The organism is Desulfuromonas sp. KJ2020 (assembly GCF_024197615.1).
Lineage (GTDB): Bacteria > Desulfobacterota > Desulfuromonadia > Desulfuromonadales > SZUA-540 > SZUA-540.
In genome coordinates this window covers 25,083-44,971 of the sequence record NZ_JAKUKE010000003.1, presented here as the reverse complement: position 1 = coordinate 44,971, position 19,889 = coordinate 25,083, and the positions used below count along the sequence as shown (strand labels likewise).

Annotated in this window: 34 protein-coding genes and 2 tRNA genes; all 36 read right to left on the bottom strand. The window is 52.1% G+C overall.

All coding sequences use genetic code 11. The features are described 5' to 3' along the window. Positions 1-25 precede the first annotated feature (25 nt). The 36 genes from trpD to MJO47_RS08365 all read right to left on the bottom strand — a co-directional run bounded on the left by trpD (position 26) and on the right by MJO47_RS08365 (position 19,852). Positions 26-1,075 carry an anthranilate phosphoribosyltransferase gene (trpD, locus tag MJO47_RS08540; RefSeq protein WP_253960712.1) on the bottom strand — a complete coding sequence of 350 codons (1,050 nt, stop codon included), beginning with the start codon at positions 1,073-1,075 and terminating at the stop codon, positions 26-28. Positions 1,076-1,133: 58 nt separating this feature from the next. After that, positions 1,134-1,700: an aminodeoxychorismate/anthranilate synthase component II gene (locus MJO47_RS08535; protein WP_253960711.1), complete on the bottom strand. Its 567-nt coding sequence runs from the start codon at positions 1,698-1,700 to the stop codon at positions 1,134-1,136. Further along, positions 1,700-3,178, bottom strand: coding sequence for an anthranilate synthase component I (trpE, locus tag MJO47_RS08530; RefSeq protein WP_253960710.1), 1,479 nt, complete (start codon positions 3,176-3,178; stop codon positions 1,700-1,702). Before trpE ends, MJO47_RS08535 begins: the two co-directional genes overlap by 1 nt. A gap of 152 nt (positions 3,179-3,330) precedes the next feature. Beyond that, on the bottom strand, positions 3,331-3,810 hold the full coding sequence (rplQ, locus tag MJO47_RS08525) for a 50S ribosomal protein L17 (RefSeq protein WP_253960709.1): 480 nt from the start codon (positions 3,808-3,810) through the stop codon (positions 3,331-3,333). Positions 3,811-3,851: 41 nt separating this feature from the next. Further along, positions 3,852-4,868 (bottom strand): DNA-directed RNA polymerase subunit alpha, encoded by a 1,017-nt coding sequence (locus MJO47_RS08520; protein ID WP_253960708.1) that lies wholly within the window; start codon positions 4,866-4,868, stop codon positions 3,852-3,854. A gap of 47 nt (positions 4,869-4,915) precedes the next feature. Continuing rightward, the gene (gene rpsD, locus MJO47_RS08515; RefSeq protein WP_253960707.1) at positions 4,916-5,545 is read right to left on the bottom strand and encodes a 30S ribosomal protein S4; all 630 of its coding nucleotides are present in this window, start codon (positions 5,543-5,545) and stop codon (positions 4,916-4,918) included. 21 nt (positions 5,546-5,566) lie between these two features. Next, the gene (rpsK, locus tag MJO47_RS08510) at positions 5,567-5,962 is read right to left on the bottom strand and encodes a 30S ribosomal protein S11 (RefSeq protein ID WP_253960706.1); all 396 of its coding nucleotides are present in this window, start codon (positions 5,960-5,962) and stop codon (positions 5,567-5,569) included. A gap of 11 nt (positions 5,963-5,973) precedes the next feature. Continuing rightward, positions 5,974-6,342 (bottom strand): 30S ribosomal protein S13, encoded by a 369-nt coding sequence (gene rpsM, locus MJO47_RS08505; protein ID WP_253960705.1) that lies wholly within the window; start codon positions 6,340-6,342, stop codon positions 5,974-5,976. A 20-nt stretch (positions 6,343-6,362) separates the two neighbouring features. Continuing rightward, on the bottom strand, positions 6,363-6,476 hold the full coding sequence (gene rpmJ / locus MJO47_RS08500) for a 50S ribosomal protein L36 (RefSeq protein WP_155876834.1): 114 nt from the start codon (positions 6,474-6,476) through the stop codon (positions 6,363-6,365). An 81-nt stretch (positions 6,477-6,557) separates the two neighbouring features. After that, a complete protein-coding gene (gene map / locus MJO47_RS08495; protein ID WP_253960704.1) occupies positions 6,558-7,304 on the bottom strand; it encodes a type I methionyl aminopeptidase in 747 nt (248 codons plus the stop codon). A 1-nt stretch (position 7,305) separates the two neighbouring features. Then, positions 7,306-7,953, bottom strand: coding sequence for an adenylate kinase (locus tag MJO47_RS08490; protein WP_253961856.1), 648 nt, complete (start codon positions 7,951-7,953; stop codon positions 7,306-7,308). Between the two features lie 17 nt (positions 7,954-7,970). Continuing rightward, a complete protein-coding gene (secY, locus tag MJO47_RS08485; protein WP_253961855.1) occupies positions 7,971-9,281 on the bottom strand; it encodes a preprotein translocase subunit SecY in 1,311 nt (436 codons plus the stop codon). A 1-nt stretch (position 9,282) separates the two neighbouring features. Beyond that, positions 9,283-9,723 carry a 50S ribosomal protein L15 gene (gene rplO / locus MJO47_RS08480; RefSeq protein ID WP_253960703.1) on the bottom strand — a complete coding sequence of 147 codons (441 nt, stop codon included), beginning with the start codon at positions 9,721-9,723 and terminating at the stop codon, positions 9,283-9,285. 20 nt (positions 9,724-9,743) lie between these two features. After that, positions 9,744-9,923, bottom strand: a complete 180-nt coding sequence (gene rpmD, locus MJO47_RS08475; RefSeq protein ID WP_155876842.1) for a 50S ribosomal protein L30 — start codon at positions 9,921-9,923, stop codon at positions 9,744-9,746. 23 nt (positions 9,924-9,946) lie between these two features. Next, positions 9,947-10,438 carry a 30S ribosomal protein S5 gene (rpsE, locus tag MJO47_RS08470; RefSeq protein ID WP_253960702.1) on the bottom strand — a complete coding sequence of 164 codons (492 nt, stop codon included), beginning with the start codon at positions 10,436-10,438 and terminating at the stop codon, positions 9,947-9,949. Positions 10,439-10,454: 16 nt separating this feature from the next. Then, entirely contained in the window at positions 10,455-10,823 is a 369-nt protein-coding gene (gene rplR, locus MJO47_RS08465) for a 50S ribosomal protein L18 (RefSeq protein WP_253960701.1), read from the bottom strand. 26 nt (positions 10,824-10,849) lie between these two features. After that, positions 10,850-11,392: a 50S ribosomal protein L6 gene (rplF, locus tag MJO47_RS08460; protein ID WP_253960700.1), complete on the bottom strand. Its 543-nt coding sequence runs from the start codon at positions 11,390-11,392 to the stop codon at positions 10,850-10,852. Between the two features lie 26 nt (positions 11,393-11,418). Then, complete coding sequence (rpsH, locus tag MJO47_RS08455) at positions 11,419-11,817, bottom strand: 30S ribosomal protein S8 (protein ID WP_253960699.1); 399 nt, start codon at positions 11,815-11,817, stop codon at positions 11,419-11,421. 17 nt (positions 11,818-11,834) lie between these two features. Beyond that, entirely contained in the window at positions 11,835-12,020 is a 186-nt protein-coding gene (locus MJO47_RS08450) for a type Z 30S ribosomal protein S14 (RefSeq protein WP_253960698.1), read from the bottom strand. Between the two features lie 24 nt (positions 12,021-12,044). Continuing rightward, on the bottom strand, positions 12,045-12,584 hold the full coding sequence (rplE, locus tag MJO47_RS08445; RefSeq protein WP_253960697.1) for a 50S ribosomal protein L5: 540 nt from the start codon (positions 12,582-12,584) through the stop codon (positions 12,045-12,047). Between the two features lie 12 nt (positions 12,585-12,596). Further along, positions 12,597-12,926: a 50S ribosomal protein L24 gene (gene rplX / locus MJO47_RS08440; protein ID WP_253960696.1), complete on the bottom strand. Its 330-nt coding sequence runs from the start codon at positions 12,924-12,926 to the stop codon at positions 12,597-12,599. Positions 12,927-12,947: 21 nt separating this feature from the next. Then, the gene (gene rplN / locus MJO47_RS08435) at positions 12,948-13,316 is read right to left on the bottom strand and encodes a 50S ribosomal protein L14 (RefSeq protein ID WP_253960695.1); all 369 of its coding nucleotides are present in this window, start codon (positions 13,314-13,316) and stop codon (positions 12,948-12,950) included. Positions 13,317-13,328: 12 nt separating this feature from the next. Further along, positions 13,329-13,595, bottom strand: coding sequence for a 30S ribosomal protein S17 (gene rpsQ / locus MJO47_RS08430; RefSeq protein WP_253960694.1), 267 nt, complete (start codon positions 13,593-13,595; stop codon positions 13,329-13,331). A 21-nt stretch (positions 13,596-13,616) separates the two neighbouring features. Then, positions 13,617-13,805, bottom strand: a complete 189-nt coding sequence (gene rpmC, locus MJO47_RS08425; protein WP_253960693.1) for a 50S ribosomal protein L29 — start codon at positions 13,803-13,805, stop codon at positions 13,617-13,619. Beyond that, entirely contained in the window at positions 13,795-14,220 is a 426-nt protein-coding gene (gene rplP / locus MJO47_RS08420) for a 50S ribosomal protein L16 (RefSeq protein WP_253960692.1), read from the bottom strand. The genes rpmC and rplP overlap by 11 nt, the downstream gene beginning before the upstream one ends. 31 nt (positions 14,221-14,251) lie before the next feature. Further along, entirely contained in the window at positions 14,252-14,887 is a 636-nt protein-coding gene (gene rpsC / locus MJO47_RS08415; RefSeq protein WP_155876865.1) for a 30S ribosomal protein S3, read from the bottom strand. Between the two features lie 20 nt (positions 14,888-14,907). After that, the gene (rplV, locus tag MJO47_RS08410; RefSeq protein WP_253960691.1) at positions 14,908-15,240 is read right to left on the bottom strand and encodes a 50S ribosomal protein L22; all 333 of its coding nucleotides are present in this window, start codon (positions 15,238-15,240) and stop codon (positions 14,908-14,910) included. A 27-nt stretch (positions 15,241-15,267) separates the two neighbouring features. After that, positions 15,268-15,546, bottom strand: coding sequence for a 30S ribosomal protein S19 (gene rpsS, locus MJO47_RS08405; RefSeq protein WP_155876869.1), 279 nt, complete (start codon positions 15,544-15,546; stop codon positions 15,268-15,270). Positions 15,547-15,571: 25 nt separating this feature from the next. Next, complete coding sequence (gene rplB / locus MJO47_RS08400; protein WP_253960690.1) at positions 15,572-16,396, bottom strand: 50S ribosomal protein L2; 825 nt, start codon at positions 16,394-16,396, stop codon at positions 15,572-15,574. Positions 16,397-16,429: 33 nt separating this feature from the next. Next, positions 16,430-16,714 carry a 50S ribosomal protein L23 gene (locus tag MJO47_RS08395; RefSeq protein WP_253960689.1) on the bottom strand — a complete coding sequence of 95 codons (285 nt, stop codon included), beginning with the start codon at positions 16,712-16,714 and terminating at the stop codon, positions 16,430-16,432. Next, the gene (rplD, locus tag MJO47_RS08390) at positions 16,714-17,334 is read right to left on the bottom strand and encodes a 50S ribosomal protein L4 (protein WP_253960688.1); all 621 of its coding nucleotides are present in this window, start codon (positions 17,332-17,334) and stop codon (positions 16,714-16,716) included. The genes MJO47_RS08395 and rplD overlap by 1 nt, the downstream gene beginning before the upstream one ends. Before the next feature lie 30 nt (positions 17,335-17,364). Further along, complete coding sequence (rplC, locus tag MJO47_RS08385) at positions 17,365-18,003, bottom strand: 50S ribosomal protein L3 (protein WP_253960687.1); 639 nt, start codon at positions 18,001-18,003, stop codon at positions 17,365-17,367. Between the two features lie 33 nt (positions 18,004-18,036). Further along, positions 18,037-18,345, bottom strand: coding sequence for a 30S ribosomal protein S10 (gene rpsJ / locus MJO47_RS08380; RefSeq protein ID WP_155876876.1), 309 nt, complete (start codon positions 18,343-18,345; stop codon positions 18,037-18,039). A 15-nt stretch (positions 18,346-18,360) separates the two neighbouring features. Beyond that, the gene (gene tuf, locus MJO47_RS08375; RefSeq protein WP_253960686.1) at positions 18,361-19,551 is read right to left on the bottom strand and encodes an elongation factor Tu; all 1,191 of its coding nucleotides are present in this window, start codon (positions 19,549-19,551) and stop codon (positions 18,361-18,363) included. Positions 19,552-19,661: 110 nt separating this feature from the next. Further along, positions 19,662-19,737, bottom strand: a tRNA-Thr gene (locus MJO47_RS08370). Between the two features lie 38 nt (positions 19,738-19,775). Further along, a tRNA-Gly gene (locus MJO47_RS08365) sits at positions 19,776-19,852 on the bottom strand. Positions 19,853-19,889: the final 37 nt, after the last annotated feature.

Below are 19,889 nucleotides of genomic sequence, written 5' to 3'. Positions count from 1 at the left end.
GTCCAGAACATGAGCTTTTTCCAGGCTACTGGGCCATTTTGACCAATTTATCCAGCTGCTGCAAGGCCTGCCCCGAGTCAATGGCGGCGGCCGCCATGGCCAGACCTTCGACAGGCTTTTCAACCTTGCCGGCAGCACACAGGGCGTAGGCGGCGTTGAGCAGAACGATGTCCCGTTTGGGTCCTTTTTCGCCGGAGAGAACGGCTCGTACAATCTTGGCATTGCCTTGGGCATTGCCGCCGCGGAGATCTTCCATGGCACAGCGTGTCAGCCCGAATTCCTCCGGCGTGATGCGCTTCACCTGCACACCGCTCTCGTCTACCGTAGCCACAACAGTCGCATCGGTCAGAGTGATCTCATCCATGCCATCGAGGCCATGAACAACAAAGCCACGTCGGCAGCCCAGTTTATGCAACACCCAGCCCAGGGTCTCGACCATATCCTCGCGGTAAACCCCCATGACCTGACAGTCGGCTTTCGCCGGATTGGTCAAGGGTCCAAGAATATTGAAGATGGTCCGAATGCCGATCTCTTTCCGGGGACCGATGGCGTATTTCATGGCCCCATGAAGCGCCGGAGCAAAAAGAAAGCCGACACCGATTTCATTAACACAGCGTTCGACGACATCCGGAGTGACGTCGAGGTTGACACCGAGGGCCTCCAGGACATCGGCACTGCCGCAGGCCGACGAAACGGAACGATTCCCGTGTTTCGCCACCTTAACACCACAAGCGGAAACGACAAAGGAAACGGTGGTCGAGATATTGAAGGTATTGGTACAGTCTCCACCAGTACCCACCACATCCAGGATGGTTTCCTGATCAATATTGATATCATCGCGGTCAATATCCAGGACGTTGCGCCCAACCCGGATCGGCGTCGCCCGCTCCCGCATGACTTTGGCCGCACCAGTGATTTCATCAACCGTCTCCCCCTTCATGCGCAGGGCGGTGATAAAAGATCCGATCTGAGCCGGGGTCGCTCCTCCCGACATAATCTGATCCATCACGTCCACCATCTCTCCCATGGTGAGATCCTGGTGCTCGACTACTTTGGCGATAGCCATTTTAATCATGGCAGCTCCTTCGACTGAAACAGGGGAATCTTTTGTATCCCCCGGAATCGTCCTCTGATCAGGTCATTTTCAGAAAATTGGCAAGCAACGTCTTGCCCTCGGCCGTCAGAATGGACTCGGGGTGGAACTGCACTCCCCACAGGGGCCGTTGACGGTGTTCGAGTCCCATGATGGTGCCGTCATCCACCCAGGCGGTCACGCGCAAACAATCAGGCAGACTCTCTCGCTCAACGATAAGGGAATGATAACGGGTGGCCACGAAAGGATTGGAAAGCCCGGCAAAGACGCCACTGTTGTCATGTCGTATCAGGCTGGTCTTTCCGTGCATAAGCTCAGTAGCCCTGACCACTTTGCCACCGAAAGCATAGCCGATGGACTGATGCCCCAGACACACTCCGAGCATGGGGATGGAATCCGACAGCGTTTTAATCAATTCAACCGAAATACCCGCTTCGGTCGGGGAGCAGGGGCCAGGAGAAATAACGATACGGCGGGGTTTGAGGGCAGCAATTTCCTGAACAGTAATCTGGTCGTTGCGGCGCACGACCACCTCAGCCCCCAGTTCCTGCAGATACTGGACAAGGTTGTAGGTAAAAGAATCGTAGTTGTCCAGCATCAGCAGCATCAGTCCAGACCTCCACAGGCCATGTCAATCGCCTTGCGAACCCCCATGGCTTTGTTGATTGTCTCCTGATACTCAGCCTCGGGATCCGAGTCAGCCACAATGCCGGCGCCAGCCTGCAGATAGATTTTGCCTTCATGCACGACCAGGGTACGGATGGCAATAGCCATATCCATATTGCCCGAAAAGGAAAAGTAACCGACCGCCCCGCCGTATATCTCGCGTCGACAGGGTTCGAGTTCATCGATTATCTCCATGGCTCGAATCTTGGGTGCTCCGGACAGGGTCCCGGCCGGAAAAGCCGCCCGGAAAACGTCGAAAGCATCCCGCCCCTTCTCCAGTTGTCCTCGGACGTTGGAAACGATGTGCATGACATGGGAATAGCGTTCGACCACCATCAACTCACTGACCTCAACGGTACCAGGACGGGAGACGCGGCCCACGTCATTGCGCCCAAGGTCGACCAGCATGATATGCTCAGCCCGTTCCTTGGGATCGCTAAGCAATTCTTGTTCAAGCTGCCTGTCTTCTTCAGGTGTAGTCCCTCTGGGTCTGGTCCCGGCAATGGGGCGCACTTCGATGCGATCCTCTTCTTTACGGACAAGGACTTCCGGAGAGGCGCCTATCACCATGGTGGAGCCGAACCTAAGAAAAAACATATACGGGGAAGGATTGATCGTACGTAGAGCGCGGTAGATGTCGAAGGGGTCGCAGACCAGAGCGCCGGAAAAACGCTGTGACAGCACCACCTGGAAAATATCGCCAGCCCGAATATATTCTTTGCACTGGTCAACAGCGGCCTGGAAGGCACCGGCAGGAAAATTGGCCTCCATCGCGCTTTCTGCAACGACGGATTTTGCCGTCCGCGGCGTTGAGCCAACTCGCAGCTTGTCTATAAGAGCATCAACGCCGGCAAGGCCACGTCGATAGGCGACATCGGCCTCCTCTCCGGGCTGCACGTGAACATTGCAGACAACCTTAATTTTCTGACGCATATTGTCAAAAATGAGCAACTGCTCCGTCAGCATAAAGCAGGAGTCAGCAGCGCCAATGCATTTGGGATTGGTATCCGGCAGGGATTCGATAAAACGAATCATGTCGTACCCAAGATAGCCGACAGCACCACCGAAGAAACGTGGCAATTCAGGCAGGTCTACGGGTCGATAAGGCTCCAGGAATTGGCGGAGCTCACTGAGAGGGTCCGAGGTCTCGCCAGAGCGGAGGATAGAACTTCCCTCCAGAATCTCGAAATGACGTCCACTAGAGCGAAAAACCTTGGCGGGACCGCTCCCTAAAAAGGAGTATCGGGCCCACTTTTCTCCTCCCTCGATACTTTCGAGCAGAAAGGAAGTCTGGCCATCATCAATTTTCCGAAAGGCGGAAACAGGTGTTTCCATATCGGCGAGAATATCGCGACAGACAGGGATAAGATTGCCTTCTCGGGTCAGAGAACGGAACTGTTCCAAAGAAGGATAATACATCGGGACTCCAAGGGAAAAAGGTGGAACAAACTAGCACGAAACCAGAACCACCGTCAAGACGCGAGCCTCCCGGTATTTTCGATTAACTTAAACGACAAAGGGCAAGGAGTYRACTCCTTGCCCTTTATTGCCATTCGCATTATTCGAGGCCCTTAGGCCTTTTCCTCTTCGGATTCTCCCTTTTGGGGAGCAACAGCCTCTTCCGAAACCACTTCTTCTGCCTTTACCGCTGGGGCAGCAGGAGCAGCGGCGGATTTACGAGGACGAGAGGTAAACTCTTCTTCCACCAGTTCGACAATCGCCATCGGTGCGTTATCCCCAAGACGACTGCCGACCTTGAAGATACGGGTATAGCCACCGGGCCGATCTTTGTAACGTGGCGCTACCATATCAAAAAGTTTGGCGACCGCCTTGCGCTCGCGCATAACAGCGAGAGCTTGACGACGGGCATGCAGGTCACCTCGCTTCCCGAGGGTGATCATCTTCTCGGCGATCTTGCGAAGTTCCTTGGCCCTGGCATCCGTAGTAGTGATCTTCTCATGCATAATGAGAGAGGTCACCATATTGCGCATCATGGCCGAACGGTGGCTGGAGTTGCGGCCAAGCCGTCTTCCAGATTTATTGTGACGCATTGTTTTCTGGTCCTTTCTTCTTTATTCCTCGGAAGGAGAAACTATTCTTCTTCGCTCCCCTTTTGGATCATCTTGAGATATTCGGGATCCGGGAAATTCTCCAGTTTCATACCCAGTGTCAGGTCCATTTCAGCCAGAATATCTTTGATTTCATTCAGAGATTTTCTGCCAAAATTCTGGGTTTTAAGCATTTCCGCTTCACTGCGCTGAACCAGGTCACCGATAAGATGGATGTTCGCGTTTTTAAGGCAGTTGGCGCTACGAACAGACAACTCCAGCTCATCGACACTGCGGTAGAGATTTTCGTTAATCTTACGGCCTTCTTCAGCTACTTCCTGCGCGGCTGGCTCAAGATTTTCATCAAAATTGATGAAAATCTGAAGCTGTTCTTTCAAAATCTTGGCCGCATAGGCAACCGCGTCATCAGGCCTCACACTGCCATCAGTCGCAACTTCCAAGGTGAGTTTATCATAATCGGTGATCTGCCCCACCCTGGCATTGGCCACCGTAAAATTCACCTTTTTGATCGGTGAAAAGATGGAGTCAATGGGAATGGTTCCTACGGGAGCCCGCTCATCCCGATTGCGCTCGGCCGGAACATACCCCTTGCCAAGTGCAACCACCATATCCATCTCCACATCGGCCTCTTTAGAGCAAGTGGCAATATGGTGTTCGGGGTTAAGAACTTCGACCTGAGAATCAGTAATGATGTCACCAGCAGTGATAACACCAGCACCTTTTTTTACGATGCGGATATTGCGACTCTCATTCCCGTGAAGATTCAGAAGGACTCCCTTGAGATTCAGAATGATGTCGGTCACATCCTCGGTTACCCCAGGAACAGTCGAGAATTCGTGCAGAACCCCCTTGATACGGACCGAGGTGATAGCTGCCCCCTGCAAGGAGGAGAGCAGAATACGACGCAAAGAGTTCCCGAGAGTAGTTGCGAAACCGCGCTCGAATGGTTCAGCATAAAACTTCCCGTAGGTATCGGTCAGACTGTCCGACTCAATCTGGAGGCGCTTAGGCTTGATGAGATCTCTCCAGTTTTTATACATTCGTATCCTCCGTAATGAGGTTACATCAGCGGACTGCCAAGATAAAATTACTTGGAGTACAGTTCGACAATGAGGTGTTCTTGGAATTCAGGGGTGGTCATCTCTTCACGCACGGGCAAGGTCTTAACGGTACCCTTGAAAGCATCCCGCTCCAATTCAACCCAGGAGGGAATACCGCGGCGCATCACGCCATCCAACGCCTCATTGATACGAACGATTTTCCGACTTTTTTCTTTGAGCTCAACCACATCGCCGACACGCACAAGGTACGAAGGAATATTGACCTTGCGTCCATTGACGAGGAAATGACCCTGGCGGACCAGCAGGCGCGCCTCATTACGGGAAGTGGCGAAACCCATGCGGTATACCATGCTATCCAGTCGTCTTTCAAGCAACATGAGGAGGTTTTCACCCGTAACCCCCTTCATTCGGTCCGCCTTGTCAAAGGTGGCCCTAAACTGCTTTTCAACCAACCCGTAAGTACGTTTGACTTTCTGTTTAGCGCGCAGCTGGGTACCGTAGTCCGTTACCTTGGTGCGCCCCTGACCATGCTGGCCGGGAGCGTAGTTGCGGCGCTCGATCGAGCACTTATCCGTATGGCATCTGTCCCCCTTGAGGAACAGTTTTGCGTTTTCTCTCCTGCACAAGCGGCAGACAGGACCTGTATATCTAGCCAACGTTCGTCCTCCTTATCTCGTTTAGACTCTTCTGCGTTTGGGCGGCCGGCAGCCGTTGTGGGGAATCGGGGTCACATCTTTAATCATCGTGATGTTGAGCCCGGCAGCCTGCAAGGCGCGCAGGGCGGATTCGCGACCAGACCCGGGCCCTTTTACGTAAGCAATAAGGCTTCGCATACCATGCTCCATGGCTTTCTTGGCCGCATCCTCAGCCGCAACCTGGGCCGCGAAAGGCGTGCTTTTACGAGAGCCTTTGAAGTTTTTAGCACCACAGGTCGACCAGGAGATGACGTTTCCGGCAGGATCGGTAATGGTGATAATTGTATTGTTAAAAGTTGCCTGAATATGCGCAACCCCATTGGCGATGTTCTTTTTTTCTACTTTTTTTCTGACGACTTTCTTTCCTGGCTTAGCCATGCTTCCTCCAGTTATTTCTTCTTGCCGGCGACAGTCTTGCGAGGACCTTTCCGGGTGCGAGCATTGGTCTTGGTTTTCTGTCCACGAACAGGAAGCCCGCGTCGGTGCCGAAGACCGCGGTAGCAACCAAGATCCATCAGCCGTTTGATGTTCATGGAGATCTCACGGCGAAGATCACCTTCAACCCGATATTCGCGGTCGATGATTTCACGAATTTTGGCAACTTCTGCCTCAGTCAGGTCATCAGTCCGAGTATTTCCATCCACCCCAGCTTTGGCAAGAATCTCCTGGGAGGAGGATCGGCCGATACCATAAATATAGGTGAGGGCAATCTCACTTCTCTTATTTCTCGGTAAGTCGATACCAGCAATACGTGCCAATGTCTTTTCCTCCTAATACCTTAACCTTGTTTCTGCTTATGCTTGGGATTTTCACAGATGATCCGGACAATGCCTTTACGCTTGATCACTTTGCACTTATCGCAGATCGCCTTAACCGAAGCTCGGACTTTCATCGTGTGTTCCTTTACTGAAAATGAAGTATCAAAAACGTCAGACCAGACCTGGGTTTATTTATATCCAGGCAGCTCTTCGACCTATAAAGCTGTCAAAATTTCTGGACCATTATCTGTCAAGGCGACAGTATGTTCAAAATGAGCCGACAATTTGCCGTCGACAGTAACCGCCGTCCAGCCGTCATCAAGTATCTTAACCCCCGGAAGCCCCATGTTGATCATGGGCTCGATGGCGAAGGTCATGCCAGCCTTCAACTTTGGCCCCTGTCCGGGGGCCCCAAAGTTCGAGATCTGAGGATCTTCATGCAACTGCCGACCGATACCATGACCGACGAATTCTCGGACAACGCTGAAGCCTTCGCCTTCGGCGCACACCTGGACTGCATGGGAGATATCCGTCAACCTCCCGTGGATCACGGCGGCGGAGATACCTTTCTGCAGTGACTTTTCAGTGACCTCAAGAAGCCGAATGGCCTCGTCGTCAATCAGGCCAACTGGCAGAGTAATGGCGGCATCTCCATAAAAGCCCTTATACAAGACACCGAAATCGATACTCAGGATGTCGCCTTCCTGCAGTGGTTCCCGACTAGAAAACCCGTGGACCACCTTTTCATTAGGCGAGGCACAAATCGTATAAGGAAAACCGCCATACCCCTTGAAGGCGGCTTTTACATTTCGTTTTTTACACTCTCTCTCAGCCAGCTCATCAAGCTCAAGAGTTGTGATACCTGGCCTGGTGTATTCCTTGAGTACCGCCAGTATCTCGGCAACAATCTTCCCGGCTCCACGCATGAGAACCAGTTCCTGCTGAGTCTTGATACTAATCACGTCACTTCGCAGCGAGCACGGCAAGAATTTTGTTTTTCACAACCTGAATATCCTGCATACCATCGATAGCGCTCAACAAGCCGGCGGACCGGTAGTAGGCGACAAGAGGTTCAGTTTGAGCACGATAAACCTCTAGCCGCTTACGAATGGTCTCTTCCTTGTCATCATCACGCTGAATAAGCTCACCCTGACAGGCATCACATTTGCCAGCAACCGCGGGAGGATCAAAGGTGACGTGAAAACCGCGACCACAGTCGCGGCAAGTCCGACGACCGGTCAAACGTTCTACGAGAGCCTCAGGGTCAACCTCGAGCGAAATAACCGCATCGAGATTTTTGTCCAAATCCGCCAAAGTGCTATTAAGGGCATCGGCCTGGGCAACCGTACGGGGAAAGCCATCAAGAATAAACCCGTTTTGACAGTCGGACTGCTGCAACCGCTCCCGTACTATACCAACAACAACCTCATCAGGAACAAGACCGCCAGCGTCCATATAACCCTTGGCCTTCACTCCCATGGGTGTCCCCTCTTTTACTGCCGCACGCAGAATATCGCCGGTAGAAATCTGAGGAATCCGGTACCGCTCCGTAAGCATTTTAGCCTGGGTACCCTTCCCAGCGCCGGGGGGCCCAAGTAGAATTAGTTTCATCTTGTCAAATCCTTGAATCAACCACGGCGTCCCTTGATGGTGACACCCTTCATAAAGCCCTCGTAGGAGCGAGAGATAAGGTGTGCCTCAATCTGGGAAGCCGTATCGAGACCGACGCCCACAACAATCAAAAGCGAAGTCCCGCCAAAATAAAATGGCACATTGAACTGCCCAATCAAGATTGTCGGCAATACACACACGGCGGAAACATAAATGGCCCCGGCAAAGGTGATCCTGCTAAGCACTGTATCAATGTGCTCGGCAGTCGCCTTTCCAGGTCTCACACCAGGAATATAGCCACCCTGCTTCTTGATATTATCCGCGACATCCACTGGGTTGAAAGTCACAGCCGTGTAGAAATAACAAAAGAAAATTATAAATGCAACGAAAAAAACATTGTAGAGCCAGTGATCCGGGGTCATCATGGCAGCAACGGTCTGAACCCAGGGCACATCCACCAGGTTAGCGACAGTTGCGGGAAACATGATAATAGAGCTGGCAAAAATTGGCGGTATGACGCCACTCATGTTGACTTTGAGAGGCAGGTGACTCGTCTGGCCGCCATAATTACGCATGCCGACTACACGCTTGGCGTAATGGATCGGCACCCGCCTTTGCCCCCTCTCCATGAAAATAATGGCTGCCACCACCGCAACCATGACTGCAAGGATCAGGAGAATCATGAACATGGTCAGTTCACCGGTGTTGAACAACCGGGCACTGTTGACAATGGCAGATGGCATGTTTGCCACGATACCGGCAAAGATGATTAGTGAGATGCCATTGCCGATGCCCCGTTCGGTAATCTGCTCACCCAGCCACATAATAAAGGCAGTACCCGCCGTCAGGGTGATGATCGTGAGCAAAATGAAACCCATCCCCTGATTAGGCACTACAAGTTCACCGGCTGGACCACGCATGGTTTGCAAACCAACGGCAATCCCGGCCCCCTGAATGACCGACAAGACAATGGTCCCGTAGCGCGTCCACTTGGTGATGGTTTTTCGACCCTGCTCACCCTCTTTTGACAGCCTTTCGACCGGCTCAAAGACCACGGTCAACAACTGCAGGATGATGGATGCGCTGATATAGGGCATGATACCCAGTGCAAAAACCGTCATCCTTTCGAGGGCCCCACCTGTAAAGGCGCTAACCAGGCCAAGCAGGGTTCCCTGGGTCCCCTCGAAAAAATTGGCGAGAACCTGGGCATCGACCCCGGGAGTAGGCACATGGCAGCCCACACGATAGACAGCCAGCATTCCAAGGGTGAAGAGAATCCGTCTTCTTAATTCAGGAATATTGAAGATGTTCTGGATGCTGGATATCAATTTAAATAACCTCGGCTTTGCCGCCTGCGGCTGCAATTTTCTCCGCGGCGGACTTGCTGAATTTGTGGGCTTTTACAGTCAGGGCCTTGGTAAGTTCACCGTCGCCAAGAATCTTGATGCCGTCGCAGACATCGGTCACAAGGCGAGCCTTGCCAAAAGCTTCAAGGTCGACAACCGAACCAGCCTCAAAGACCTCAAGATCCTTAAGATTGACCAAGGCATAGACTTTCTTGTTAAGCGACCGAAACCCTCTTTTGGGGAGGCGGCGCTGCAGAGGCATTTGTCCGCCCTCGAAACCAGGCTTCACGCTACCACCCGAACGGGCCTTTTGTCCCTTGTGACCTTTGCCGGCGGTCTTGCCGGTTCCAGATCCGGGGCCCCGTCCAATGCGTTTTCTATTTTTTGTAGAACCGTAGGCCGGTTGCAGATTACTTAAATCCATGTCAATTCTTCCTTATTGAATCACTCTTCGACGAGGACCATATGGGAGACCTTGTTGATCATCCCACGAATCTCAGGAGTATCCTTAAGAACCACGGTCTGATGCAACTTGGTCAAGCCGAGCCCCTTAAGTACTTGAGTGAAATAAGCCTTACGACCAATTCCGCTCTTTTTCAGAGTCACTTTTATTTCTGGAGCCATCATCCATTCTCCTTCTTTAGGCCTTACTCGGCGGAGGCAACACCACGGCGCTGAAGAATCTCTTCCGCACTTCTGAGTTGCTCCAAAGCATTAAAAGTCGCCTTGACAACATTGTGCGGATTATTGGACCCAAGGCACTTGGAAAGGATATCCCCAACACCAGCCACCTCGAGGACAGCACGCGCGGCGCCACCAGCAATAACACCTGTACCCTGGGAGGCAGGACGCAACAAGACCTTACCAGCGCCAAACTTGCCAATAATGTCAAAGGGAATGGTGCGGTCTTTGAGAGGCACCCGAATAAGTGACTTCTTAGCTTGTTCCACCCCTTTGCGGATTGCTTCCGGCACTTCCTTGGCTTTACCAAGACCATAACCTACATAACCTTGCCCGTCTCCAACCACTACAAGAGCGGAGAAACTGAAGCGTCGCCCGCCTTTGACGACTTTGGCGCAACGGTTAATATGAATGACCCTGTCGGTCAGATTCAGCTCGTTGGGATCGATGCGATGCAAAGACATCCTCCTTTACCTAAAAAGACAGACCGGTTTCCCGAGCCGCCTCAGCAAGTGCCTTGACGCGACCATGGTACAAAAACCCATTGCGGTCAAATACAACCTGCTTGATGTTTTTCTCAAGGGCCATCTTGGCGATAGCCCGGCCCACAGCCTTTGCTGACTCTATATTGCCGCTGCTCGTCCCAGCTTCCACGATGCCGTCATTGACAGTACCAGCGGACACAAGCGTTGTACCATTTGTGTCTTCAATGATCTGGGCATAGATATGTTTGGCGCTCCTGAAAACACAAAGACGGGGGCGTTCAACCGTTCCACGAACCTTTTGGCGCACCCGAATCTTGCGTTTGATACGTGCCAGGGACCTTTCTTTTGCGATGCTCACAGTGTTTCTCCTTGACCTGTAATCAATTATTTTTTACCGGTCTTGCCTGCTTTACGCAAAATCCGCTCGTCAGCATACTTGATCCCCTTCCCCTTGTAGGGTTCGGGACCACGGAAAGAACGAATTTTTGCGGCTGTAGCGCCGACAAGTTGCTTATCTATCCCCTTCACTGTGACCTTGGTCTGCTTTTCGACCTCGACAGTGATGCCTTCAGGCAGGGGATATTCGACAGGATGCGAGTAACCCAGGGCTAGACTCAGCATCTTCCCTTTCAATTCAGCCCGGTATCCAACCCCGTTGATTTCGAGTACTCTTTCGAAACCTTTCGTGACACCATCGACCATGTTGGCAATGAGTGTCCGGGTCAGCCCTTGCAAGGCCCCGCCCTGTTTATTTCCCTCTGCAAGGGGAGAAACGTGGATACTACCGGAATCCACCTTGACATCGACATCCGTACTGATTGTCCTCTCCAGGTGGCCCTTTGGTCCCTTTACCCGAATAGCGGCCCCCGAAAGGGTCACTTCAACTCCGGCAGGGATGACTATGGGTTTTTTCCCTATTCTTGACATCCTTTATACTCCTTAAGCCGTAACGGTTACCAGACGGTACAAATGATCTCACCGCCAACCTGCGCCTCACGTGCGGCAACGTCGTGGAGAACGCCCCGTGAAGTGGAAAGAATGGCGCAACCAAGCCCGTTCTTCACACTGGGGATTTCATCCTTACCCACGTAGACGCGACGGCCGGGAGTAGACATCCGTTTAATTTCATGGATCACGTGCTTATTGTTATCATCAAATTTCAGATAAATCCGCAAGATTCCTTGTTTGTCATCTTCTACGGTCTTGAAATTTTTGATGTAGCCGAGATCCTTCAGCACCTCGGCCAGTGCCACCTTCACCTTGGACATGGGCACGTCCACCTTTTGGTGCTTCGCCATTCCCGCATTACGAATGCGGGTCAGCATATCAGCTATAGGATCAGTCATTGCCATGGATGCAACTCCTCTTTTTACCAGCTTGATTTAACAACGCCGGGGATTTTACCGTCCAGCGCCAATTTGCGCAGGCAAATCCTGCACATATCAAATTTCCGATAGTATCCGCGCGAACGCCCGCATAATGGGCAGCGATTATAATTACGAACGCTGAATTTTTTAGGCCGCGCGGCCTTTATCATCATCGATTTTTTTGCCACCGTATACCTCCGCTATCTGATTGACTATTTCCTGAAGGGCATCCCGAGTTGCGTCAGCAGAGCGCGACCTTCTTCATCGTTGCGTGCTGTTGTCACAATGGTGATATTGAGGCCCTTAACCTTGTCGATTTTCTCGAGATCGATCTCAGGAAAAATCAGCTGTTCCTTGATCCCGAAGGTATAATTGCCACGCCCGTCGAATGCCTTGGGAGAAACCCCCTTAAAATCCCTTACGCGAGGCAAGGCGACATTGATGAGGCGATCCAGAAACTCAAAGGCTTTTTCCCGGCGCAAAGTGACCATGCAACCAATGGGCATCCCCTCACGAAGCTTGAACCCGGCGATAGATTTTTTGGCCTTGGTAATGACAGCTTTCTGTCCGGTGATGCGGCCAAGTTCCTCGACGGCAGATTCCAACACCTTGATATTCTGTATGGCTTCCCCAAGGCCCATATTAATGACGACCTTTTCAATCCTGGGGACTTCCATTACGTTTTTAAGTTGCAGGTCCTTCATGAGCTGGGGAACCAGCTCGGTCTGGTAAATCCCTTTAAGTCTGGCCATGGAAATTCTCCGTTACTTATCAACAGTCTCGTTACATTTTTTACAAAAACGAGTCTTGCTACCGTCCTCAAGAATCCGGATACCGGTACGGGTCGGTTTATTGCAAGCCCCGCAAAGCAGAAGGACGTTGGAAGCATCGATAGGTGCTTCTTTTTCGACGATACCACCTTCCGCATTGCTGCGACTGGGCCGGGTGTGCCGTTTTACGACATTGAGATTCTCAACAGTAATACGACCCTTTTCAGGAAATACACGGGTGACTTTCCCGGATTTACCCTTTTCCTTGCCCGCTATGATCATGACCATGTCATTCTTTTTGACATGAAGTTTCTTAGCCGCCATGTTTCTATCTCCTACACAAATTTAAAGGACTTCCGGCGCCAGAGACACGATTTTCATGAAACGGCGGGCACGCAGTTCACGGGCCACAGGTCCGAAAATCCGGGTTCCTACCGGCTCACCCGCTGCATTGACAACAACCGCCGAGTTGTTGTCAAAACGGATATAGGAACCATCAGGCCGGGGAACTTCCTTGGCCGTTCTGACGATCACCGCCCGCACAACATCGCCCTTTTTCACTTTAGAATTGGGCAGTGCCTCTTTGACCGAGCAGATGATGATGTCACCAAGGCCGGCATATTTCCGTTTTGAACCGCCGAGAACCTTGACGCAGCAGAGCTTTCGGGCTCCCGAATTGTCTGCGACATCAAGCATCGTCTGCATCTGAATCATAACTATGGTCTCCTAAACGGTTACGTTCTTTTCAAGAATTTCGCGGACTCTCCACCGCTTGTCACGAGACAGCGGTCTGGTCTCCACGATGAGAACCTTGTCGCCAATAGCACAGCTGTTCTGTTCATCGTGTGCTTTGTACGTCACCTTGCGCTTGATGTACTTTTTATAGATGGGATGCTTGACCAGCTGATCGACCTTGACCACCACGGTCTTGTCCATCTTGTCACTGGTGACAACCCCCACACGGGTTTTTCTGTTTCCACGTTCAGTCGTCATATCCAACCTCGTTGATCCTGATTAAGCCTGCTTTTGCCGCAGAACCGTATTAACCCGTGCGATATCTTTTTTGATTTGAGAAATACGGGCAGTATTTTCCAGATGTCCGGTATGCATCTGGAATCTCAGGTTAAACAGCTCCTGGCTGAGTTCCTGAGACTGTTTCTTCAAATCATCAACGCTTTTATCTCTCAACTCATTAGCCTTCATGAGCGTCTTCCTCCCTGATAACAAACTTGGTCTTCATCGGGAGCTTGTGTGCAGCAAGACGAAAAGCTTCGCGTGCAACATCTTCAGCGACTCCCTGCATTTCATAGAGCACCACTCCGGGCTTTATGACGGCGACCCAGCTGTCCGGGGAGCCTTTCCCCTTACCCATACGGGTTTCGGCGGGCTTTCGGGTCAGAGGCTTATGAGGAAAGGCCCTGATCCAGATTTTACCACCGCGCTTGATATAACGCGTCATGGCCCGACGGGCTGCTTCAATCTGGCGCGAAGAAAGCCATCCGCACTCGATTGCCTGGAGGCCGAAATCACCAAAGTTAAGCTCGGTGCCTCCCTTGGCCGCACCTTTCATGCGACCCTTAAATGTCTTTCTATGCTTAACCTTCTTGGGCATTAACATAGCAGTTTACTCCTATACCTGTCCTGGATTTTCACTGTTCTCTTGCGAGAACTTCGCCCTTGAAGATGAGTACCTTGACACCGATAATCCCGTAGGTGGTTTTCGCCTCAGCGAATCCATAATCGATGTCTGCGCGAAGAGTGTGAAGAGGCACTCTCCCTTCGCGGTACCACTCAGTACGAGCGATTTCGGCTCCTCCCAAACGGCCGGCACAGTTGATTTTGATCCCCTGTGCGCCGAACTTGAGAGCTTGGGTAACCCCTTTTTTCATGGCGCGGCGGAAAGCCACACGCCTCTCTAGCTGCAGGGCCACGTTTTCGGCGAGCAACTGAGCGTCGATCTCAGGCTTGCGTACTTCCTGAATATTGATAAATACTTCCTTATCGGTGAGTTTGGCCAGCTCTTTCTTGAGAGCCTCAACCTCGGACCCCCTCTTTCCGATGATGATGCCGGGACGAGCGGCAAAAATGTTGATTTTCGCCTTGCTCGCCGCACGCTCGATTTCGATTTTAGAAATACCGGCGTGGTAAAGCCTCTTTTTGAGGTAATTACGCAGCTTAATATCTTCATGCAGCAGCTTGGCGTAATCCGCCTCGGCATACCACTTGGAGTCCCAGGTTTTGACGACTCCCAGACGAAATCCTACAGGATGAACTTTCTGGCCCAAACTATCACCTCCTAAACACCTTATTTTTCGTCAAGAATAACCGTCATGTGACTGGTCGGTTTACGAATACGGGTCGCCCTTCCCTGAGCCCGAGGCAGGAACCGCTTGAGAACAGGTCCCTGGTCTACGGTAATCGCCTTGATAAAGAGACGATCAACATCGTTAACACCCTTTTGCTCGGCGTTAGCCACTGCCGAACTGACAAGTTTGGCGACAATGGGCGCTGCCTTCTGGGGAGAAAACTTGAGGACGTTAAGAGCCTCCTGCACCCCTTTTCCACGTACCATATCGACAACCAGTCGTGCTTTCTGGGGCGAAAGGCGCGCGTAACTCAACTTTGCTCTGGCTTCCATGAAATGAAACTCCTCTAACGGAACTATTTATTTGCGCTTGCTCTTCTTGTCGGCTCCGTGACCATAGTAGGTCCGGGTGGGAGCAAACTCACCCAGTTTATGCCCAACCATATTTTCGGTAACAAAAACGGGGATGAACTTTTTACCGTTATGCACAGCAAAAGTATGACCTACGAACTCAGGAAGGATGGTTGAACGCCGCGACCAGGTCTTAATGACCTGCTTACTGGTAGTCCCACCTTCCAGATCGACTTTTCGCAAAAGGCTTTCTTGGACGTACGGCCCTTTTTTGATTGATCTAGCCACTGCCGTCTCCTCTATTTAAAATGGTCTATTTTGTACGACGCCGGACGATGAAACGATCAGTCCGCTTATTAACTCGGGTTTTGTAACCTTTGGTCGGAATACCCCAGGGCGTAACGGGATGCCGGCCACCGGAGGATTTACCTTCGCCGCCACCATGCGGATGATCGACAGGGTTCATGGCAACACCACGGGACTGGGGACGCTTACCAAGCCAGCGATTTCGTCCTGCCTTACCCACTTTGACATTTTCGTGATCCTGGTTGCCGACCTGACCGATGGTTGCGCAACATTCCTGCAGAACGAGACGAACCTCACCAGAAGGAAGCCGAAGTTGGGAATACTTCCCTTCTTTGGCTGCAATCATGGCGTAGGTGCCAGCGCTACGGGCCAGCTGGCCGCCCTTACCAACCTTAAGCTCAACATTGTGAACCCAGGTACCCAAAGGGATGGCGCGTATAGGCATGGCGTTTCCAGGCTTAATATCAGCCTTTTCACTCGCCACCACAACGTCACCAACATTAAGGCCGACAGGAGCCAAGATGTAACGTTTTTCGCCATCGGCATAGTTGAGCAGGGCGATGCGGGCGGTCCGATTCGGATCATATTCTACAGAAACGATTTTGGCCGGCACTTCTTTTTTGTCCCGTTTAAAATCGATGATCCTGTATTTACGCTTATGCCCACCACCCGTGTGGCGCTTGGTGATTCGGCCATTATTGTTACGTCCTCCGGTACGCTTCAGCGGTGCCAGAAGTGACTTCTCAGGAGTCGAGGTGGTGATCTCCTCATAAGTCGAAGATGTCATATTGCGACGACCGGGTGAGGTCGGTTTATACTTTTTGATCGCCATTATGGTTACTCCGTATCGCTAGATTACTTGCCGTTAGACCCCGAAGAAATCGATGGTGCCTTCCGCCAGGGTGACGTAAGCTTTTTTGGTATTGGACCGTTTCCCGAAATTGCGACCGACCCGCTTAACTTTCCCCCGAGTCAGAGCGGTATTCACGTCCTTAACCTTGACGCTGAAAGCCTTTTCAACGGCTTGCTTGATTTCAATCTTGTTGGCATTCAGTGCTACTTCAAAAGCAACCACCTGGCCCACTTCTTTCTGCAGGCTGGTCTTCTCGGTAACCAGCGGCCTCTTAATAATCTGATGCAACGGTTTCATCAGGCCAACGCTCCTTCCAGTTGAGACACGGCGCCTTCAGTCATCACGAGGTTCGGATACTTCATGACGTCGTAAACGTTAACACCCTCGGCCTTAAGAACCTTTACAAAAGGAAGGTTTCTGGCAGACAGCTCAACCTGGGGGTTTTCACCCTCAATAACAACCAGCACCTTTTGAAGATCGAAGCGACCAAGAAATTCAGCGAACGACTTGGTGCTGATTTTCCCGAGGTCAATCGCGTTGAGAACGGTCAGTCTGCTATCCTGAAAACGCACGGAAAGAGCGCTCTTCAGGGCTGCTTTTTTAACCTTACGATTGAGCTTGAAATTGTAATCGCGAGGATTAGGCCCAAAAGCGGCGCCCCCACCTACGTAGTGAGGTGCACGGATGCACCCTTGACGGGCGTTACCAGTACCCTTCTGCTTATAGGGCTTTTTCCCGCCGCCAGCAACCTCACTACGGGTTTTGCTGGCAGAGGTTCCCTGCCGGCGGGCGGCCAGCTGATAGCGAACCATGTCATGAATCAGATAGGATCTGACTTCGACATTAAACACCGCATCTGAGATTTCCTTTTCAGACACTTGGTTTTTATTTATGTCATATACAGCGATTTTAGCCATGGAGTTTCTCCCAAATCATATATCTAGAGGCTACTTTTTAGCCTTAAGGCCTTTGCGGATCTCCACCACAGCGTTTTTTGGTCCGGGGATGGCACCTTTAACCAAAATAAGGTTCTGATCGGGGCGGACATCAACAATCTGTAGATTCTGGGTGGTTACCTTTTTATTGCCCATCTGCCCAGCCATCTTTTTACCTTTAAACACCCTGGAAGGCCAGGCGCTGGCACCGATAGATCCCGGGGCCCGGTGGAACATGGAGCCGTGCGTAGCTCTGCCACCGGCAAAGTTCCAGCGTTTTATGACCCCCTGGAAGCCCTTACCCTTGCTCGTTCCTGTAACATCGACAATATCACCGGCCGCAAAGATCCCCTGGCAGGTGATCTCGTCGCCCACGTTATATTCGTCCACGCTGTCGGCGCGAAATTCGCGAAGTGTGCCGAAAGCGCCCTTGCCTGCTTTTTTGAAATGTCCAAGCTCGGGCTTGCTGACACGGTGAATCTTTTTAACACCGAAGCCGACCTGCACGGCATTGTACCCGTCCGTCTCAACAGTCTTCTTCTGAAGAACAACACAGGGACCGGCTTCAACAACCGTAACAGGGATTCTTCTGCCATCGATGGCGAAGACCTGGGTCATCCCCAACTTCTTTCCCAAGATTCCATTTATCATCGGACCTACCCTTACCTAATATGAAGATTAATCTTAGAGCTTAATTTCGACATCAACCCCGGCAGAGAGATCAAGCTTCATCAAGGCATCCACGGTCTGCTGGGTCGGTTCGAGAATATCCAGTAAACGCTTGTGCGTGCGCATCTCGAACTGCTCACGGCTTTTTTTGTCAACGTGGGGTCCACGAAGAACAGTGTACTTGTTAATTACCGTCGGCAGAGGAATGGGGCCGGCAATCCGGGCTCCTGTACGCTTGGCGGTATCCACGATTTCGTTCACAGACTGATCAAGAAGCTTATGATCATAAGCCTTCAAACGGATTCTTATTTTCTGGCTCGGCATGACTCTATTCCTCTATTACTCGATAATTTCGCTAACAACACCCGCGCCAACCGTACGACCGCCTTCGCGGATAGCAAAGCGCAGTTCCTTGTCCATGGCGATGGGGGTGATCAGGTTAACCGTCATGGCGACGTTGTCGCCAGGCATGACCATCTCGGTCCCTTCGGGCAACTCCACAATACCGGTAACGTCGGTAGTGCGGAAGTAGAACTGAGGACGATACCCCTTGAAGAACGGGGTGTGACGGCCGCCTTCTTCCTTGGACAGGATGTAGGCTTCTGCCTTGAACTTCGTGTGCGGCGTAATGCTGCCGGGCTTGGCCAATACCTGACCACGCTCGATGTCCTCGCGCTTGACGCCACGCAGCAGGACGCCGACGTTGTCGCCAGCCTGGCCCTGATCGAGCAGCTTGCGGAACATCTCGACGCCGGTCACGACAGTCTTGGTGGTGGCTTTCATACCAACGATTTCAACTTCCTCGCCCACCTTAACGACACCGCGCTCAACACGACCGGTAGCAACCGTACCACGGCCGGAGATGGAGAAGACGTCCTCGACGGGCATCAGGAAGGGCCGGTCGATGGCGCGCTCGGGCTCGGGGATGTAATTATCAACGGCGTCCATCAGCTTCATGATGGCCTGCTCGCCCAGCTCACCAGCATCGCCCTCAAGGGCCTTCAGAGCCGAACCGGGGATGATGGGAATGTCGTCACCGGGGAACTCATAGGAAGAAAGCAGCTCGCGAACTTCCAGCTCAACCAACTCCATAAGTTCGGCATCGTCAACCATGTCGGCCTTGTTAAGGAAGACAACCATGGCGGGTACGCCAACCTGACGGGCGAGCAGGATGTGCTCACGGGTCTGGGGCATGGGGCCGTCAGCGGCCGAAACGACCAGAATAGCGCCGTCCATCTGGGCAGCACCGGTGATCATGTTCTTGACGTAGTCGGCGTGGCCGGGGCAGTCAACGTGGGCGTAGTGGCGCTTTTCAGTCTCATACTCGACGTGGGCGGTAGCGATGGTGATGCCGCGCTCGCGCTCCTCGGGAGCGTTGTCGATCTGATCGTAACCTTTGTACTCGGCGCCGCCCTTGGCTGCCAGAACCTTGGTGATGGCGGCTGTCAGGGTCGTCTTGCCATGGTCAACGTGACCAATGGTCCCGATATTGACATGGGGTTTTTTTCTCTCGAATTTKGCYTTWGCCATWGTGTCATCCTCCCTTTTTACTGATTTTGCTTATTTCGCCTAATGTTGGGCCAGCTGCGTTTGCGAGGCCATGATCCAATACAAACAGACAAACCCCCAGAAACAGTGTATGGAGCCCACAACCGGACTTGAACCGGTGACCTCTTCCTTACCAAGGAAGTGCTCTACCTGCTGAGCTATGTGGGCCTATTCACTGACTTTCTGCGGAATCACCAGGGTTAGTTTGGAGCGGGAAACGGGATTCGAACCCGCGACCCTCAGCTTGGAAGGCTGATGCTCTAGCCAACTGAGCTACTCCCGCCCAAAAACAACCAACCTTAATTTTATCTGCTACACGG

What these genes read in the sequence shown, in the direction of transcription:
- trpD (WP_253960712.1), bottom strand. Translation starts at nt 1,075, where the DNA reads ATGATTAAAATGGCTATCGCCAAAGTAGTCGAGCACCAGGATCTCACC.
- MJO47_RS08535 (WP_253960711.1), bottom strand. Translation starts at nt 1,700, where the DNA reads ATGCTGCTGATGCTGGACAACTACGATTCTTTTACCTACAACCTTGTC.
- trpE (WP_253960710.1), bottom strand. Translation starts at nt 3,178, where the DNA reads ATGTATTATCCTTCTTTGGAACAGTTCCGTTCTCTGACCCGAGAAGGC.
- rplQ (WP_253960709.1), bottom strand. Translation starts at nt 3,810, where the DNA reads ATGCGTCACAATAAATCTGGAAGACGGCTTGGCCGCAACTCCAGCCAC.
- MJO47_RS08520 (WP_253960708.1), bottom strand. Translation starts at nt 4,868, where the DNA reads ATGTATAAAAACTGGAGAGATCTCATCAAGCCTAAGCGCCTCCAGATT.
- rpsK (WP_253960706.1), bottom strand. Translation starts at nt 5,962, where the DNA reads ATGGCTAAGCCAGGAAAGAAAGTCGTCAGAAAAAAAGTAGAAAAAAAG.
- rpmJ (WP_155876834.1), bottom strand. Translation starts at nt 6,476, where the DNA reads ATGAAAGTCCGAGCTTCGGTTAAGGCGATCTGCGATAAGTGCAAAGTG.
- MJO47_RS08490 (WP_253961856.1), bottom strand. Translation starts at nt 7,953, where the DNA reads ATGAAACTAATTCTACTTGGGCCCCCCGGCGCTGGGAAGGGTACCCAG.
- rplO (WP_253960703.1), bottom strand. Translation starts at nt 9,723, where the DNA reads ATGGATTTAAGTAATCTGCAACCGGCCTACGGTTCTACAAAAAATAGA.
- rpmD (WP_155876842.1), bottom strand. Translation starts at nt 9,923, where the DNA reads ATGGCTCCAGAAATAAAAGTGACTCTGAAAAAGAGCGGAATTGGTCGT.
- rplF (WP_253960700.1), bottom strand. Translation starts at nt 11,392, where the DNA reads ATGTCAAGAATAGGGAAAAAACCCATAGTCATCCCTGCCGGAGTTGAA.
- rpsH (WP_253960699.1), bottom strand. Translation starts at nt 11,817, where the DNA reads ATGGCAATGACTGATCCTATAGCTGATATGCTGACCCGCATTCGTAAT.
- rplE (WP_253960697.1), bottom strand. Translation starts at nt 12,584, where the DNA reads ATGGCCAGACTTAAAGGGATTTACCAGACCGAGCTGGTTCCCCAGCTC.
- rplX (WP_253960696.1), bottom strand. Translation starts at nt 12,926, where the DNA reads ATGGCGGCTAAGAAACTTCATGTCAAAAAGAATGACATGGTCATGATC.
- rplN (WP_253960695.1), bottom strand. Translation starts at nt 13,316, where the DNA reads ATGATTCAGATGCAGACGATGCTTGATGTCGCAGACAATTCGGGAGCC.
- rpsQ (WP_253960694.1), bottom strand. Translation starts at nt 13,595, where the DNA reads ATGACGACTGAACGTGGAAACAGAAAAACCCGTGTGGGGGTTGTCACC.
- rpmC (WP_253960693.1), bottom strand. Translation starts at nt 13,805, where the DNA reads ATGAAGGCTAATGAGTTGAGAGATAAAAGCGTTGATGATTTGAAGAAA.
- rplP (WP_253960692.1), bottom strand. Translation starts at nt 14,220, where the DNA reads ATGTTAATGCCCAAGAAGGTTAAGCATAGAAAGACATTTAAGGGTCGC.
- rplV (WP_253960691.1), bottom strand. Translation starts at nt 15,240, where the DNA reads ATGGAAGCCAGAGCAAAGTTGAGTTACGCGCGCCTTTCGCCCCAGAAA.
- rplB (WP_253960690.1), bottom strand. Translation starts at nt 16,396, where the DNA reads ATGGCGATCAAAAAGTATAAACCGACCTCACCCGGTCGTCGCAATATG.
- MJO47_RS08395 (WP_253960689.1), bottom strand. Translation starts at nt 16,714, where the DNA reads ATGAAACCGTTGCATCAGATTATTAAGAGGCCGCTGGTTACCGAGAAG.
- rplD (WP_253960688.1), bottom strand. Translation starts at nt 17,334, where the DNA reads ATGGCTAAAATCGCTGTATATGACATAAATAAAAACCAAGTGTCTGAA.
- rplC (WP_253960687.1), bottom strand. Translation starts at nt 18,003, where the DNA reads ATGATAAATGGAATCTTGGGAAAGAAGTTGGGGATGACCCAGGTCTTC.
- rpsJ (WP_155876876.1), bottom strand. Translation starts at nt 18,345, where the DNA reads ATGCCGAGCCAGAAAATAAGAATCCGTTTGAAGGCTTATGATCATAAG.